The sequence below is a fragment of the Ruoffia sp. FAM 24228 genome, from assembly GCF_045528575.1.
Lineage (GTDB): Bacteria > Bacillota > Bacilli > Lactobacillales > Aerococcaceae > Ruoffia > Ruoffia halotolerans.
Genome location: NZ_JBGQQZ010000007.1, coordinates 17855 through 35134, shown reverse-complemented (window position 1 = coordinate 35134; position 17280 = coordinate 17855). Strand labels below are relative to the sequence as shown.

The window sequence follows — 17280 nt, the reverse complement described above, 5'->3', positions numbered from 1 at the left end:
TGTTAATATTTAATATATTATAATTGCAATTAATTTATTAGAGGGAGGATTAACATCCCTTTTGCTCCTTTACCAGTATGTGTTGAAATAACCGTTCCTAAACCATTTATACGTATGTTTATATTTGGGAATTTTGCTTCCATGCCTTGAGCGATTATCTCAACTTCTTCTTGGTCTAAAGCATGTGCAAATCGCACTTCAATCCCATCAGGGTATTCTTCGGATGCTTTTTGAACAAGTTCATGCCATCTTTGATACACTCTACGGTTTGTACGTAATTTCTCAAATAATACGATTTTACCTTCTTCGTTAAAGTATAATAGTGGACGTATTTTTAATAAATTTCCCAAGACGGCACTTGTCGTACTTAAACGACCGCCTTTAGCTAAATTGTCTAAGTTCTCGACCATTAAATATATATCCAAATGCGTTGCTTGCCAAGTGGCACGTCGATAAATCTCTTCAGCGTCAACACCTTCTTGACACCAAGTAATGATGTTCTCGATGATGGCCTCCATCGCAACAGACGCTGCTAAAGAGTCAATACAGTAGCTATCAATCAGATGTTTATATTCATCTAAAACCATTTTCCCGTTTTGGAATGTACCACTAATCCCACTAGATAGATGAATAGCAAAGATAGTATCGTAACCATCTTCAATAATTTGATCCACTGTGTCATAATAATGTCCAACAGACGGTTGTGACGTTGTTGGCAGTGAGGATTGAGTTTCTAACTGTTTGAAGAATGCTTCTTGCTCTTTTGGATCATTGGTGTCATGGGCAATCGAACCATCTTCAAAAATAACATTTAAGTTTACTTGATAAACATTTGGAAGTTGTCTCAATTCTTCTGATAAATATGCTGTACTATCAGTAATAATTGCTGGTTTCATTCTGGTCTCCTTTCTATAAGATTCTAAGATGATTTTATTCATCTCGATTAGACTATATTATGGAATTCATAGGTTTATGTCAACTAGTGATACTACCATTTTTTCTTATACTAAAGCTTCAATGTTCTTTTTACTTATTTGAGCTAGTAGTTTAAGCATGATAATATAGTCATAAGACAATTACATAGACAAGGAGCATCACTTTGGTTAATTATTATAGTATCAAAGAACCGATTATTCATGAGATTGATATTAAGAAATCTCGCTTTATTACGTATCTAATTCCCATTCAAACAGAAGAAGAATTCAATGAGCAACTTGCTGCGATCCGCAAAAAACATTATAAAGCGACGCATCATTGCCAAGCCTTTATCTTAAACGCAGATTCATCGATTCAACGTATGAGTGATGATGGTGAACCGAGTGGAACCGCAGGTGTTCCGATGTTAGAAGTTTTAAAGCGAAACAATCTAACCTATATTATGGCCGTGACCGTAAGATACTTTGGCGGAACAAAACTGGGTGCGGGTGGCTTAATTCGCGCTTATAGTATGTCGGTCAGCGAAACGCTAAACCACGCTAAATTGATTGCGAATGCAACGCAAATGGTGATTGAATTAACATTAGAATATAATCAAGTGGATAACTTTAACTACTACTTGGAACAAACGAGTACGCCTATTACAGTTCTTGACACTCAGTATACAGATAAAGTGTCTCTAACCTTAGCTTTGTATCTAGGTGACATTGAGCCGGTCCATCAAGAATTAATCGACCTATTCAGTGGGCAAATCGAATGGACTGAAATCGGTGAACAAACCGTTGATGTTCCAGTAACATCTACACAACCTAACTAAAGCAATTAGAGACTAGTATTAATTCACTTAATGCTAGTCTTTTTTATTTTGGTAACTTTGGTAAAATTCCGATTCCTAATGAGTTTTTACCCCCATGCGTTCCAAGAACGGGGGTTAAGTAGCCTACTCTAAAAGACATCTCCGGATATTTTTCCAATATTAACTCTTTCACTTCTAAAGCACTGTCTTCACAGTCCCCATGTGCTAAGGTCAAATCAATACCATCTGGATATTTAGCCACAGCTTCATCCACTAGAGTTAGGTACCTTTGATAAACTTTTTTAGTTGTTCTAACTTTTTCAAACACTTTGACTTTCCCCTCATCATCAAAATTTAAAATCGGACGGATTTTTAAGGTACTTCCTAGAAAGGCACCGAACGAACTTAATCGACCACCTTTCACAATCGCATTCAAGTCTTCAATGACAACATAAATCTTTGCTTGTTCAGAGAACCGGTTTAATTTTTCTTCGATCGTATCCAAATCAAAACCAGCTTCATTTAATTCAATCGAATATTCTAACAGTCGCTCTTCAACGTATGACGTTCCCTTGGAATCAATCATTCGAATATCTAAAGACTTTTGATATTGCTCACTAATCATACGGAAAGTATTATACGTCCCACTAATTGCTGACGCTAGTGTAATGATAATTACTGAATCGAACCCTTTTTGAACAATATCATCAAAGGATTCACTTAATTTCCCTTGTCTAGGTTGCGATGTCTTCGGTAAATCTTCCGTTGATTCTAAGCGTTGATAAAATTCTTTCATCAAACTTAAATCCGTTGTATCGGTATATGCAGCGTCTCCCCAAGTGACTTCAAGATTTTGCACATAAACATCAGAACGGTTTCCTAGAGTTTCATTAATACTCGATGAACTATCTATTATATACGCAGTTTTCATATCTATCTCCTTCAAATGACTTGGTTGTATTTTAATCATTACGAATTGTAACAAAGAAACATTAACTATGTATGTATTATATGGCCGAAAAATGCAAAAAAACATCGAAAAAGCGATGCTTTCAGTTACTATTTATTATCAAGGCGCGACATAAAGACCGTCAGTAGTACGATGAGCCCTCCAGATAGAAAAATAAAGACCCAACGGAATTGATGATAAAGTTGCGAAAATATCGCAAATACTGAAAAAACAAGCGTAATCCCAATCATCAATATCACAATTTGCGGCACGGTAAAACCTTGACGAAGTAAACGGTGATGCAAATGATCCTCATCTCGCTCAACCATCGATTGTCCATTTAAAAATCGTCTCACTATGGCGTAAGAAGTATCAAATAATGGTACTGCATAAAATAAAATCGGCACAATCAGTGAAAATATACTGATGTTTTTTAAATTATACACTGTTAAGGTCGCGAACATGAACCCAATAAATAATGCTCCTGTGTCACCTAAATATATTTTGGCAGGAAACCAGTTAAATGGTAAAAAACCTAGAATCGATGCTGCTAATAAAACGAGCATCATAATGAGAGTGAGTCGAATTGACAGACTTGAAATGTAAATCATGACTGTCAGTGTCACTAAACTTGTTGTCGCAACACTACTGACTAAACCATCTAACCCATCTAATAAATTCATCGCATTCGTTACAAAATAGATCCAAGCAATTGTTAATACGTAACCTAATGAGTCAAATAACCAAGCCGGCACTTCAGCGATTAATACAGATGAAAAAGCCACATCCGTATAAAAATAAATGACATTCGCCGCGATTAATACCCCTAAAGTCTTCTGCCAAGGTTTTAAATCAAAGGTATCATCGATAATTCCAGTGATTAAGACAATGGCAGAGGCTAAGAAGATATTCCATTGCGGACTGCTAAAAAGCAAGACTGGAAACATCGTAAAAAAGCCCAGCCAAAAGCTAGCAAACACAGCAATACCACCATAATTAGGCGGTTTCCCGTCTTTGTTAGGAAGTAGCTTTTGCAATATAAAAGTAAAACAAAAAGAAGCGATGAATGTCAGCAATATATTCCATCCGCCTACAGTTATGACTGCCAACATTCTCCCTCCTTTAACTCACAAATCTTTTAATTTATTTCCAAAAATCATCATAAACCGTAATAGGTAAATGGCGTTTATGACGTGTTCTGATAAACCAATCTTCAATGACTTTGGCATCTTTTTCAGCCACATCTTCCCCACGTAAGTAAGCATCAATCGCTTTATAACTCACACCAAGTGCATCTTCATCAGCTAGTTGTGGACGATTTTCTTCTAAATCGGCTGTCGGAACTTTTTCATAAAGTTCTTTGACAGCACCAAGTTCTTTCAACATTTCTGCTCCTTGACTCTTGTTTAAGCGCCAGAGCGGCAGAATATCTGCAGCCCCGTCTCCGAATTTTGTGAAGAAGCCTGTCACACCTTCAGCCGCATGGTCTGTACCAATCACGGCTCCTGCTAGTTGACCTGCAATGGTGAATTGTGCAATCATACGCTGACGTGCTTTGACATTCCCCTTATGATAATCATTCACTTCAATATTATTGACTTCAACAGCTTCAATCATTGTATTTGTGGCTGCTTCAATGTTAACCGTCATTGTTTGGTCGGCTTGAATAAATTCAAGTGCTAGTTGAGCGTCGCTTTCATCTGCTTGAACTCCATAAGGTAAACGAACCGCGATAAATTGATAACGTTCATCACCAGTTTCCGCACGCAATTCAGAAATAGCCATTTGAGCAAGTCTTCCTGCTAAAGTCGAGTCTTGTCCGCCACTAATTCCAAGAACATAAGTAGAGAGTCCTTGATTCTTTAATAAATAGTTTTTTAAAAAATCAACCGAGCGACGAATTTCTTTTTGGACATCAATCTCAGGTAAGACTTTTAATTCTTCGATGATTTCTTTTTGTAATGGGCGCATTGCTTACTCACCTTCCTTTGAAAGCTCTTCTTCTATCTCAAGGACATGATTGTCAACTTTATCACGAATATCTTTAATGCTACGCATCTTTTCATCGTATAAGTTTTGAGACAGATCGACTGGATATTGTTCTGGATTCAAGATACGTTTGTACTCATCCCATAAAGCAGAGATATTATGAGCCGCATAGTCACGTATTTCGTCGACTGATGGTAAATCATACACACATTTACCGTCTTTCCAAACTTCGGTAAGTAGTGGACGTGCGGTAAAATCAACGACAGTCTTATTAATATAAGTATGAACCGGGTGGAACATAAAGAGTGACTCTTCTAAGTCTGGACGCTCTCCAATAAGTGCCACGTAATCTCCTTCTGATTTACCATCATGGTTACGTGTTATACGCCACACTTGTTTTATTCCTGGTGTAGAAATTTTGGCTGCATTACTTGAAATTTTCATTGTTGGCACTAATTCGCCTTTAGAGTTTTCGATACTTACTAATTTGTATACGGCACCTAAAGCTGGTTGGTCATAAGCTGTAATCAGTTTTGTACCAACACCCCAGTCATTAATTTTAGCCCCTTGCATACGCAAGTTCAGAATAGTCTTCTCGTCTAAATCGTTAGATGCTATGATGCGCGCATCAGGGAACCCTGCTTCATCTAATTGTTCACGAATACGTTTTGATTGATAGGCCATATCGCCTGAATCAATTCGAACACCGATAAAGTTAATTTTATCACCTTGTTCCTTCGCTACTTTAATTGCGGTAGGTACACCTGAACGTAAAGTATCGTATGTATCTACTAAGAACACCACGTTCTTATGCGTTTTAGCATAAGCAGTAAAAGCTTCATATTCATCACGGTACGCTTGAACTAATGAGTGAGCATGTGTTCCAGAAACGGGAATACCAAATAATTTCCCTGCACGCACATTACTTGTCGAATCAAACCCGCCAATATAAGCCGCTCTTGATCCCCAAATCGCCGCCGCTGTTTCTTGAGCACGACGTGATCCGAATTCTGCTAAAGAATCGTCTTCGTCAACGACTGATTTTAAGCGCGCTGCTTTCGTCGCAATTAAAGTTTGGTAATTCAGCATATTTAGAATGGCCGTCTCAACTAGTTGACATTGACCTAACGGACCTTCAACTTGAATCAATGGCTCATCTGCGAAACATAATTCACCTTCTCGCATTGAACGAATGGTTAAATTGAATTCCATATTCTCTAAATAAGTCAAAAATTCTTCCGGATATATTTCTAAGCTTCTTAAGTAGTCCAAATCGCTCTGAGTAAATTTCAAATTATTGATATAATTTAAAATCCGCTCTAACCCTGCAAAAATAGCAAAACCATTCTCGAAAGGTATTGATCTAAAATAAGATTCAAAGACTGCTTTGCGTTGATCCATTCCATTCTGCCAATAGGCTTGTAACATATTAATCTGATACAGATCTGTGTGTAACATTAAACTATCATCTTCAAATTTATACATAAGCATCCTCCAGTAAACTGTTTACTTCATTTCTTGTATATTATATCACATAACTAATAGTGTATTTTAAACTCGCCACTAATTATTCGAGCATCACTTAAATTATTTTAAATATAGCATAAATGAGCAAGAATTCATATATATTACACTTTAATGGGCTTTTATGAAGCAATAAAAAAACAAGAAACTTCCGGAAAAGTCTCTTGCCTAATAAAATTATTATGATAATTTATTCTCACGTGACGATAATTTAGCAACAATTGAAGGTGTAATCACGCTGGTGATGACAACTGCCATTAATGTTTCAGATGCAGCGGCAGTTATGTATTCTCCAAGAACCTCTGGATAAATACTTCCTAAAATTCCTGCTGTTGAAACTGATAATCCAGCAACTGTCATAAATGTCGCACCAACGGACCCATCATTGCCTAAGACATTGCGGTCAATAACAACAAAGATGACACTTACAATATAGAAGACAATTGTTACAATAATTCCTGCTCCTCCTGCTTGGAACGCTTCAATTAAGTTCATCCCGTAACCTAAGTTCCAACCCATTAACATCGTTAAACCTGGTAAAGCGGGCATGAATAAACTTCTAAAATTCGGATCAATATTGCCAAAGGCAATCCCTGCTGCCATCGGGATAAGTGTACTTAAAACAGGCGTCCAGTCCATGCCGCCCCCACTTGATATACCAAATACAATCATTGGAACTGCAGCGATACTGAATAGACCTGTGATACCGTAAACTGCTGTATCTTGTTCCGTTCCGTATTGTTGCATTAATGATAAATACACAGCTGGGTTAATTGAACAAATAACAATTGTAAATGCTAAGGCATTAATTCCAAAAACTCCTGGTAAGCCAAAGATTGAAATATACAATAAACTTAATCCAACTCCAACAGCAAATTTAACTAACAATAGAACACCTTGACGTTTTAAAGCATATCCGATTTTCTTTAAGTCAATCCCAGTTCCCGAGCAAAAAACAATCGCACCAACGATTCCGTTCGTTCCTGAACCTCCAAAAATATGTTCAGTTAGACCGCCTACTTGGAACAAGTTTGGCCAAAAAGTATATAAAATTGCACTAATCAACATTGGGACTAGAAAAGTTCCTGCAGGAACTTTTTTAATCGCATTTAACACTAAAATTTCAACTCCCCTTATTTATTGGAAATCCTATCATAGCATGTTTAACACTTGTAACTATTAAACATGCTGTGTAAACGTATTAATCATATTTTTTGAAATCGATTTAAATTTGTTTTATAGTAATAAATAGAGGAGATGTTATATATGAAAAAATACATTAGTAAAAGTGCAATGGTGCTCTCAGCAGTGTTATTATTCGGAGCATCCTCCGCAACAAGTTTAAATGGCGTATTTGCTCAAGACTCAGATACAGTAGACGAAATTTCTGAATCGATTGGTGATACGGTTGACAATGCATCTGAATCGGTTGGGGATACAGTTGATGACGCAGCAAGTGATATTAGCGATGCTGTGACAGGTGAAGAAAGTGAATCAACAACGGAAGAACCTGGAGAAATGACGCATGATGACGAAGGTCGCTTACCTGGAAATATTAAGATTGAACGCGAACCTACATATAAAGTAGGCGACGATGTTCAAATTAATGCAACACATATGCCTGGTATGGAAGGCGCTCAAGGGACAGTTGTTGCTGCCTTTGATACAACTGCATACGAAATCTCTTACACACCAACAGATGACAGTGAACCCGTAGAAAATCACCGTTGGATAGTGCAAGAAGAAATTGCTGAAGCAGCTGATCAAGAAGACGTAGACGCACCGTTTGAAGTCGGTGATGAAGTGACAGTTGAAGCTTATCATATGCCTGGTATGGAAGGTGCAATGGCTACAATCGATGCCGTAAATGAAACAACTGTTTACTTAGTTGATTACATCGATACTGAAAGTGGCGAAGAAGTCATTAACCACAAATGGGTAACAGAAGATGAGTTAGCAACTTTAGATGGCGCAGAAGAAACTGCCCCAGCTACATCAGAGTCTACTCCTGAATCATCAGAAGATGAAAGTGGAAGCGAAGAATCATCGTCAGAAGATGAAAGTGGAAGCGAAGAATCATCGTCAGATGAAGAATCTGGATTAGAGTCTGAGTCTACTCCTGAGGAAAGTTCAGATGAAGAATCAAGTGAAGAAAGTACACCTGAAGAATCTAGTTCGGAAGACTCTAGCAGTGAAGGAACTGAATAATTACGAATAACCCTATCCTCCCGTTTCGGGAGGATATTTTTTTTTACTTACTTTTACCCTAAAATTCACTGCAACAAAAAAATACCGCAAAGGCGAACCTTTGCGGTATTAAATCAATCATAAATTATTCTGCAGCTTCTGAGCTTTCTTCAGTCGTTTCTTCTTCTGACGATTCTTCAGCAGGCACTTCAGTTGTTTCTTCTGATGTTTCTTCAGCAGGAACTGATTCTTCAGTTGTACTTTCTTCTAATGATTCAGTACCTTCTGTTGCTGACTCTTCAGTTGAGCTAGCTTCATCAAAAGTTGGTGCTCCTTCTGGAACTACGATATCAAAGACTTCACCATGGTTAGCAAAGTTGAATTCCATAGAGAATGCTACATTAAGGTCTTCTGGAATTCCTTCAGTTGTTTCTCCCATATCAGCAGCGATTTCTTCCATGTTTGCTCTATCCAAACTAAAGTCCATTAACATATGAGTTAAGTAGTAAGTTTCTTTAGAGTAACGGAATTCCATCGTATCAACTAATTGGAACATGACACTCTTAGTTGCTTCCATTGAAAGATCCATTTGTTCTTCTAATGTTTGACGATCTTCTTCAGTAAATTCTTGTCCATTTGCTTCTGCTTGTTGAATCGTTTGGTCAATAGTTTCTTGTTTGATTTGTTCCATGTCTACGTGACTTTCAATATCTGCCCAGAATTCATCTGGATTAATATCTTGTTTTAAAGTCATCACGTATTCAGAATCCGTCTCACTTAAATCAAAGTATTTTTGAGTCAATTCAGGGTTACTCATTGTATCTGCTTGTTCTTGTATTTGGGCCATCATACTATCAAATTCGGCAGCAATTTGCTCTTCTTGAGCTGATACATCTTCAACAATCCAACTTGAACCATCAAATAAGTAAGCAATACCATCAATTATTGATGCTTGTCCTGCGAAATCTAAAGGCATTGTAGATGGGTTACCTTCTGCATCGGTTGTAACTAACTCACCCGTAACGTCTCCAGCTAATTCAAGTGCAAAAGCCTCTTCTACGTTATAACGGAAGTCAAAGTTTAATGCAGCATCGATAAATTGATCGGCAGAAACATTAATTGTTCCGTCACCTTCCATAGATACTACCTCTTGGTTTACCTCATTAAGTTGAGTTAGGACTTCGTCCCAGTTAGTGTCTTGAGCTGAAACAGTGGGTGCTACGACACCGAATGCCATTGTTACAGTTGTCAATAAACTAAAAAATATTTTAATAGATTTTTTCATTTTTTCACTATCCTTTCTTTACAGTTAATTATACTATATTTATCAATAGTAAGCCAAATGATATCCATTCCCAGTAAATAAAAACAAATAATCCACTGAGAATTTATCGATAACCTGATCTTTATTTAAACAATTTATTACTACTTTATCTTTAAACTTTCATCTATTATTCTTTATCCATAGCATTTGCCTAAAGATAAAAACAAGCATGGACTCATTCGAGCACCATACTTGTTCATAAAAGATTCATACTTTTTATTTCACGATAATAATTGTCTTCGCAAAATCTGACCATTCATCTTGTGTTGAAACTTCTTCCTCATCATCAACACCACGCGAACTCACTTTATCAAATAAGATTTTCACCGTTTGGAATAATAGTTTAAAATCAAAAGCTATGGAAAAGTTCTTAATATATAACAGATCAAAGTTCAGTTTGCTATTAAAGTCGGTACTATACTTTCCATAAACTTGCGCATAGCCGGTAATTCCTGCTCTTACGTGATGTCTTAAAGTATAATACGGATTTTGCTCCTTAAACTGTTCAACGAAGAACGGACGCTCCGGACGAGGTCCCACAAGCGACATATCCCCTTTAAGCACATTTAACAATTGCGGTAATTCATCAATTCGTGTACTTCGAATAAATTTACCGACCTTTGTCACACGCGTATCGTTTTTCGCCGCTAAAACAGGTCCTGAATCGGATTCTGCTGTCACTGACATTGAGCGGAATTTTAAGATATTGAAGTGTTTTTCACCTTTAGTAATACGCTCCTGCTTATAGAAAATAGGTCCTGGAGAATCAATCTTAATCGCAATAGCTGTTCCTAACATAATCGGCAAGGTCAAAATAGTTAAAACTAAAGAAACTAAGATATCAATGATACGCTTTAACATATTATCTTCAGATGGAATTTCAAAACTAGAAACTTCAATAATACTTTCATCTTCAAAGTTCATAATATTTGGATTAACCATCATTAAATTCTCAAATTGAGTACTTATAAATAACTTTTTATTCTGGCGCATTAAATATTCATAGATATCTAAACGTTGTTCTTCCGGTATATACCCTGTTAAATAAACAATATCCACATGATTCGCTAATTCCTCAACATGTTTTAAGTAATCTGATAAGACTACATGTGTCACTTTATGACGTTTGTTTTTCATTAATGAAAAGTTCCGAACTGCTTCAAGTGCCCGGTCCGATTCTCCAACAACTAAGATTTTCTTTTGCCCACGTAGTTGCTGGTAAAGTAAGTAAACCAATACATTAAAGATAAATAACACAAAGGTCCCAACAAATAAGTTCACTAGTAACACTGATCTTGGAAATGTTAGCCAGCTTCCCGCAAAAGTCAGAGCCATAATGTAAACATTCAGTACTAACTGACTTAACATCGTAAAGTAAAAAATATCTAACACACTCTTGTTATAGAAAACATAAGTACCAAATAGAAAGTTAATAATAATGTAACCGATAAATATCCATATATAACTATCTTCAAAAGCACTAAAGTTTCTAGCCGGTATATCGCCTAAAAATTTGATGTAAAATGATAAATAAATACACCCAATCGCCACTATTGAGCTTAGTATAACAGCACCAAAACGTAACAAGTTATTCCATTCATAGCGATGCTTATTCACGCAATAACTTCCTTTCTTTCATTATTCTACTATAAAATATTTCTTATATATAATGTTCTTTTTCTACCCTGTCTAATTCTATACAATTTCAATAGGAATATCAAAGAATTATTGCATATATAGCCCAAACTATCAATAGTAAACTGATTAGAATATACATTAAGAATAAAAAAGCACCAACAAGATCCCTCCTGTTGGCACTTTTCAATCATCATATTTAGTCAATTAATTTGAATTGTTCTTCAAATAAAGGACTCACTGAACGGTTTTCGTGGATACGTTTAATCGCTTCTCCCACAAGTTGAGAAACCGTCACTGTTTCAATTTTATCTAAATATTTTTCTTCTGGTAAAGAGATTGAATCTGTAATAATCACTTTTTTGATTGGTGATGCTTCTAAACGACTGATTGCTGGTCCAGATAATACTGGGTGTGTACAACAAACATAAATATCTTTTGCACCCTTTTCCATTAAAGCATCTGCTGCTAATGTAATAGTCCCAGCTGTATCAATCATGTCATCAATGATGACACACGTTTTCCCTTGTACTTCTCCAACGATATTCATGATTTCAGCGACGTTTGCTTTTGGACGACGTTTATCGATAATCGCAATCGGTGATTTTAAGAATTCGGCTAATTTACGGGCACGAGTCACTCCACCGTGGTCAGGTGATACAACAACAACATCATCACCTTCAAGATGGTTATCGATAAAGTAATTTGTTAATAATGGCGCACCTAATAAGTGGTCCATTGGAATATCGAAGAAGCCTTGAATTTGAGCCGCGTGTAAGTCTAGCGTTACTAAACGATCTACCCCAGCTTGAACTAACATATTCGCAACTAACTTCGCTGTAATTGGTTCACGAGGTTGTGCTTTACGATCTTGACGTGCATATCCGTAATAAGGGATAACTACGTTAATTGTTTTAGCACTTGCACGACGCAATGCGTCAATAGCAATTAATAACTCCATTAAGTGGTCATTCACCGGATACGATGTTGATTGTACCAAATAAACATGGTCTCCACGAATACTTTCATCAATATTAACTTTAATCTCACCATCAGCAAACTGAGATATATTAATATCTCCTAATTCTACACCTACTTCATCCGCAATCTTTTCTGCTAACGGGCGGTTAGAACTTAGTGCGAAAATTTTAAGTTTTGAATCAGAATATGGTTTCTCTATCATTATTAATCCTCCAGATTTTGTTTGTCCTTGAAGCGTTTCCAGTATTTGTCTTTGATCTCTTGACGTGACCTAGCAATTGCAAGTGCTTCTTCTGGAACATCACTATTAACCGTAGAACCTGCTGCAACGATTGCTCGGTCTCCTACTGTTACAGGTGCAACAATATTTGAGCCTGAACCGATGAATACGTCATTGCCAATTGTTGAACGGAATTTATTCTTTCCGTCATAATTTACAAATACAGTTCCACAACCTACGTTGACATCTGTACCAATATCCGCGTCCCCGATATAAGTCAAGTGTCCTGCTTTAGAGTTCTTTCCAACAACACTGTTTTTGACTTCTACAAAGTTTCCGATATGTGCCCCTTCTTTTAAGACACTCTTAGCTCTTAAGTGTGCAAATGGTCCCACAGTTACATTTTCTTCGACATTTGCAAATTCTAGCACAGATTGACGAATTTCAACATGGTCAGCAATATTTGATGATATAATTTCTGAATTTGAACCAATCGTTGAATGTGAACCAATCTTTGTATTTCCTTTAAGGGATACGCCAGATTCAATTAATGTATCTTGTCCAATTTCAACATCTGCTTCGATATAAGTTGCTGTTGGGTTAACAAACGTAACACCGTTACGCATATGTTTTTCATTGATGCGTTTAGTCATTAAGCGTGTTGCTTCTGCTAACGCGATACGGTCGTTAACTCCAATAGCTTCATCAAAGTTATCCATCGTAAAGGCTTTAACAGTATCGCCAGCTTCTTTCATAATACTAATCACATCTGGTAAGTAATACTCACCTTGTGCATTTTCGTTGCCGACTTTATCCAAGGCTTCAAATAACGCTTTATTATTAAAGACATATGTCCCCGTATTAATTTCTGTTATGGCTTGCTCTTCTTTGTTTGCATCTTTTTGCTCAACAATTCGTGAAACCTCTTTATCACTTTGTCTAACTACACGACCGTACCCCGCTGGGTCTTCGGCGATTGCCGTTAAGATTGTTCCTTTAGCATTAGATTCTTCATGGAAATCGAACAATTGATTTAATGTTTCTGCTGAAAACAAAGGAGTGTCTCCACATATTACAAGAGTACTTCCTTCTTCATCTTTTAATAGATCTTTAGCTTGTAGTACAGCATGACCTGTTCCTAATTGATCTTCTTGTAATGCAAATTCAGAATGATCAGCTAATACATCTCGCACTGTTTCTGCACCGTGTCCTACAATTGTTACAATTCGCTCAACATTACTTTGTTGAACTGCCCGTAATACATGCTCTACCATTGAGATGCCGTTAATCGTATGTAGCACTTTATATAACTCTGATTTCATACGTGTTCCTTTACCCGCTGCCAGTACAACGGCTAATCGCTTCTCCATATAAACACTCCTTATTTTAAACATTCTACTCTTAATAATTATAGCGATTATAGGCGAAGATATCTACCGTTTAATTTGACAATCCTAAATGAAACGACAAAAAAACGTTTACTCTGTTAATTGATTAAATAAACTTCCTGGTTGAACATCCAGTTCATAACCTCTCTCTTCATCGTTATAAACTAATTGAACACTAATGAGTGAATCGATTGGTAAAGTTAATTGGTTCGTTTCGTGTGAACGATTCTCACCAAGGACACAAACTCCGACCGCCGTCGAATCAAATTCTTCAAGTAGTGAAATCATCCCTTGCGCCGTTCCACCATTACGAAGGAAGTCATCTACGATTAAGACACGTTGATTTGTTTTCAGGCTATTTTTTTCTAATTCCATTTTCTTAACTGTTTGGTGTGACCCAGATACATAATTAACAGAGATGGTTGGTCCGATACCATCTGTTGAATCACGTCTCGCGATTACATAAGGAACGTTTAAATAGCGTGCAACAATCGTTGCTAGACCAATTCCTTTTGACTCTACAGTCATGACTACATCAATATCATTATGGATATAATGAGAAGCAATCAATCTGCCTACTTTACTTAACATGTATGAATCTTGCAAAATATCACTCATATGAATGTAATTACCTTGTAAAATTCGCTTTCCATGCGTAAATTTCTCAATTAAAGTATTCAACAACTCTTTCTGTTCTATAAAAGGAACTTTTGGATAGAAGATAATTCCACCCGCTGCACCCGGAAACGTCTTTACTTCTCCGAGTCCATTAATTTCAAAGACTTCTCGAACAAAATCAATATCTTCACTAATTGAAGATTTAGCGGCATTCAAAAACTCAACAAAATAAGACAAGTTAATTAACTGTCCTGGTCTATCTACTAAATAGTGGGAAATATACAACATACGTTGATTGCGTTTTGGTTTATAGTTTTTATCAGTCATAATGAAAGTCACCTCTTAAGCATATATTACCAAAACACAGACAATAAATATATATGCTTTAATTTTGTTCGTGTTTAATTATTTCCTTTGTTCGTGTATTTTTCTTTCTCTTAGGGAGCCAACTTATACTATGTTAAAATATAGTCAATATTAAACTTCACGTGATTAACGTACAAAAGGTAGGTAAAGTAAATGGCAATTAAAATCACTCGCCGAACGGGTTGGTTATTCAATATGGGTGCAAAATTAAACATTAAAATTAATGGAGTTGTCGTTGGCAAATTAGCAGATAATAGCTCAATAAACATTGACATCTCAACGCCAAAAGTCCAGTTACAAGTATCTCAATTCGGGGGTTTACGTAGTAATAAGCTCCCAATCTTAGATGGTGACATTGTCACAATCACTGCCTCATCTTTTAGTTCCTTTAGTTTTCTTGCGATCATCTTGTTAATGTTAATATCTGGCTCACTTTCCGAAACACATTGGACACGGTACTTGGCGACTATTGCACTCTTAGGTTATGGAATTAGTCATTTTATGATTCCTGGCTATCATTATCGGTTAAGTAAACGACACTTGTAAGATTTCTTAACCGATATTTTTTTAGCGAAACTTGAGCCAAATCGCTAATTCATTTGGCCGGAGTTGGCGCTACTCATGACAAACCGTTATCCCATTTGGCCGGAGTTGGCGCTACTCAAGACAAACCGTTATCCCATTTGGCTCAAGTTCACCCATTTACAATAACAGCACAAAAAAGATCACCGGACTGAGTCACGGTGATCTTTTCGTATTTATCTATTTTTCTACATTCGCAACAGCTGCTACAATACGGTTTAATAGAACTTCATCTTCAAGTTCCGTTATTGTACGCGCAACTTGCTCAACTGATTGTTCTTTTAACATCGCTTGTAAATGTTCGCTCTCTTTATCTTCTGGATTATCATAGTGGAAGATCATTCCGACAACTTCCATTAGATTTTGATACTCTAAATCACGTTCTTTAGCTTCGCGAATTGGACGAATAAAGCGTTCATTGGGTCCTAATTTACGAATTGGTGTTCTCGCCACTCGAGTAACATCATCTGATATATATGTATTTTCAAAGCGGTTTACAATTTTATTTGCATAAGCTTCGTGCTCAGTTGCATCAAAATCCCATTTGTTAATTAATAATGCGCCAGTTTCTTTGAGTACATTTTGTAGAAGGTTCAAGATTCGCTCATCACTGATGGCTTCATCAATTGTTTTGTAACCATAGAAAGCTCCAGCATAAGCAACCGTTGCATGTCCTGTATTCACTGAGAATAATTTACGTTCAATAAAAGGCTCTAAATCATCAACATATAACACACCTTCTAGGCGGATATCTTTTGCTTTCGCTTTTGTTGAGTCAATCACCCATTCGCTAAATGGCTCGACCGATACGAATAGTGGATCTTCATGTTGTTGATTCGGCACAATACGATCTACCGCTGCATTCGGGAAGCCAACATATTGTTCCACATAAGATAAGTTATCTTCTGTTAAGAACCCTTCAACTTTCTCACGTAAAAAGTCTGACCCACCAATCATATTCTCACAAGCAATCACATCAATCGCTTCTTTAACATCTGCTTCTTGACGCGCTTGAATTCCTTGAGCGATTAATTCGGCAATGTAAGGGAGAACATTAGGTCCAATGGCCGTTGTCACAATGTTTGCTGATTTGATTGCTTCAACAACCGCTTCAGGTTCTTTCCCATTGTTTAAACCATTAACATTATCGATATGAATTGTTTCGCCATCTTTAGCTGCATAGCCAATGTCATACTCTTTACGTTCTTTTAAGGCATCAATAATCGTCTCGTTAATATCTACGAAATCAATATGGAAACCATTTTTAGATAAAATCTCTCCAATAAATCCGCGTCCGATATTTCCTGCTCCAAAATGTACTGCTTTCATTATTCTACTTCCTCCTCAAACATCGCGATAATCTCTTCAGCTGAATCTGCATTTGCTAAACGCACGACGTTTTCAACATCTGAACAGAAGACAGCAATCTTAGATAATACATCTAAATGCTCATTACCTACTCCTGCAATTCCAAAGATCATCATAGCCATCTTCTCTTCGTCTTCACCTGGGGCAAAGTTCACACCTTGAGGTACTTGAGCAATCGTAATGCTTGTTTCTTTCACAAACTCTTTCCCTTCATCGGTGCCGTGTGGAATGGCCACAAAATTCCCCATGTGAGTAGTGACCACTTTTTCACGGTCTAACATTGAATCAATGTAACTTTCTTCAACCGCTCCATCCTCAACTAGTAAAGTTCCAACCGCTTTAATTGCCTCTTCCTTCGTCGAAAATGTTTGATTTAATAATATGTTTTTTGCTTTTAATTCCATACTTCTCTCTCTC

General features: G+C 36.8%; 16 protein-coding genes. 3 read left to right on the top strand and 13 right to left on the bottom strand.

Features of this window, described 5'->3' with window-relative positions:
• Positions 1 to 29: 29 nt before the first annotated feature.
• Complete coding sequence (locus ACEN33_RS02165) at positions 30 to 896, bottom strand: DegV family protein (protein WP_407089443.1); 867 nt, start codon at positions 894 to 896, stop codon at positions 30 to 32.
• 203 nt (positions 897 to 1099) lie between these two features.
• Between ACEN33_RS02165 and ACEN33_RS02160 the strand changes: the two genes are divergently transcribed.
• Positions 1100 to 1753, top strand: a complete 654-nt coding sequence (locus ACEN33_RS02160; protein ID WP_407089442.1) for a YigZ family protein — start codon at positions 1100 to 1102, stop codon at positions 1751 to 1753.
• A 43-nt stretch (positions 1754 to 1796) separates the two neighbouring features.
• Here the strand turns inward: ACEN33_RS02160 and ACEN33_RS02155 are convergent, their stop codons facing one another.
• The 5 genes from ACEN33_RS02155 to ACEN33_RS02135 all read right to left on the bottom strand — a co-directional run bounded on the left by ACEN33_RS02155 (position 1797) and on the right by ACEN33_RS02135 (position 7310).
• A complete protein-coding gene (locus ACEN33_RS02155; protein WP_407094458.1) occupies positions 1797 to 2663 on the bottom strand; it encodes a DegV family protein in 867 nt (288 codons plus the stop codon).
• A gap of 128 nt (positions 2664 to 2791) precedes the next feature.
• Positions 2792 to 3790, bottom strand: a complete 999-nt coding sequence (locus tag ACEN33_RS02150; RefSeq protein WP_407093769.1) for an MraY family glycosyltransferase — start codon at positions 3788 to 3790, stop codon at positions 2792 to 2794.
• A gap of 34 nt (positions 3791 to 3824) precedes the next feature.
• Positions 3825 to 4652: an ammonia-dependent NAD(+) synthetase gene (gene nadE / locus ACEN33_RS02145; RefSeq protein WP_407094457.1), complete on the bottom strand. Its 828-nt coding sequence runs from the start codon at positions 4650 to 4652 to the stop codon at positions 3825 to 3827.
• A gap of 3 nt (positions 4653 to 4655) precedes the next feature.
• Positions 4656 to 6155, bottom strand: a complete 1500-nt coding sequence (locus ACEN33_RS02140) for a nicotinate phosphoribosyltransferase (protein WP_407094456.1) — start codon at positions 6153 to 6155, stop codon at positions 4656 to 4658.
• Between the two features lie 219 nt (positions 6156 to 6374).
• A complete protein-coding gene (locus tag ACEN33_RS02135; protein ID WP_407094455.1) occupies positions 6375 to 7310 on the bottom strand; it encodes a 2-keto-3-deoxygluconate permease in 936 nt (311 codons plus the stop codon).
• Between the two features lie 150 nt (positions 7311 to 7460).
• Between ACEN33_RS02135 and ACEN33_RS02130 the strand changes: the two genes are divergently transcribed.
• Positions 7461 to 8402 carry a YdhK family protein gene (locus ACEN33_RS02130; protein WP_407089437.1) on the top strand — a complete coding sequence of 314 codons (942 nt, stop codon included), beginning with the start codon at positions 7461 to 7463 and terminating at the stop codon, positions 8400 to 8402.
• A 124-nt stretch (positions 8403 to 8526) separates the two neighbouring features.
• On the opposite strand, the gene ACEN33_RS02125 is transcribed toward ACEN33_RS02130, so the two are convergent.
• The 5 genes from ACEN33_RS02125 to purR all read right to left on the bottom strand — a co-directional run bounded on the left by ACEN33_RS02125 (position 8527) and on the right by purR (position 14874).
• The gene (locus tag ACEN33_RS02125; RefSeq protein WP_407089436.1) at positions 8527 to 9666 is read right to left on the bottom strand and encodes a hypothetical protein; all 1140 of its coding nucleotides are present in this window, start codon (positions 9664 to 9666) and stop codon (positions 8527 to 8529) included.
• Between the two features lie 255 nt (positions 9667 to 9921).
• Positions 9922 to 11322: a sugar transferase gene (locus ACEN33_RS02120; RefSeq protein WP_407089435.1), complete on the bottom strand. Its 1401-nt coding sequence runs from the start codon at positions 11320 to 11322 to the stop codon at positions 9922 to 9924.
• Between the two features lie 217 nt (positions 11323 to 11539).
• A complete protein-coding gene (locus ACEN33_RS02115) occupies positions 11540 to 12523 on the bottom strand; it encodes a ribose-phosphate diphosphokinase (RefSeq protein ID WP_407089434.1) in 984 nt (327 codons plus the stop codon).
• Positions 12524 to 12525: 2 nt separating this feature from the next.
• Positions 12526 to 13911, bottom strand: coding sequence for a bifunctional UDP-N-acetylglucosamine diphosphorylase/glucosamine-1-phosphate N-acetyltransferase GlmU (gene glmU, locus ACEN33_RS02110; protein ID WP_407089433.1), 1386 nt, complete (start codon positions 13909 to 13911; stop codon positions 12526 to 12528).
• A 108-nt stretch (positions 13912 to 14019) separates the two neighbouring features.
• Positions 14020 to 14874, bottom strand: a complete 855-nt coding sequence (gene purR / locus ACEN33_RS02105) for a pur operon repressor (RefSeq protein ID WP_407089432.1) — start codon at positions 14872 to 14874, stop codon at positions 14020 to 14022.
• A gap of 192 nt (positions 14875 to 15066) precedes the next feature.
• Between purR and ACEN33_RS02100 the strand changes: the two genes are divergently transcribed.
• Positions 15067 to 15459, top strand: coding sequence for a hypothetical protein (locus ACEN33_RS02100; RefSeq protein WP_407089431.1), 393 nt, complete (start codon positions 15067 to 15069; stop codon positions 15457 to 15459).
• 216 nt (positions 15460 to 15675) lie between these two features.
• Here the strand turns inward: ACEN33_RS02100 and ACEN33_RS02095 are convergent, their stop codons facing one another.
• Both ACEN33_RS02095 and ACEN33_RS02090 read right to left on the bottom strand, forming a co-directional pair.
• Positions 15676 to 16824, bottom strand: a complete 1149-nt coding sequence (locus tag ACEN33_RS02095; protein WP_407093764.1) for a mannitol-1-phosphate 5-dehydrogenase — start codon at positions 16822 to 16824, stop codon at positions 15676 to 15678.
• A complete protein-coding gene (locus tag ACEN33_RS02090) occupies positions 16824 to 17267 on the bottom strand; it encodes a PTS sugar transporter subunit IIA (RefSeq protein WP_407089429.1) in 444 nt (147 codons plus the stop codon). The genes ACEN33_RS02095 and ACEN33_RS02090 overlap by 1 nt, the downstream gene beginning before the upstream one ends.
• Positions 17268 to 17280 lie beyond the last annotated feature (13 nt).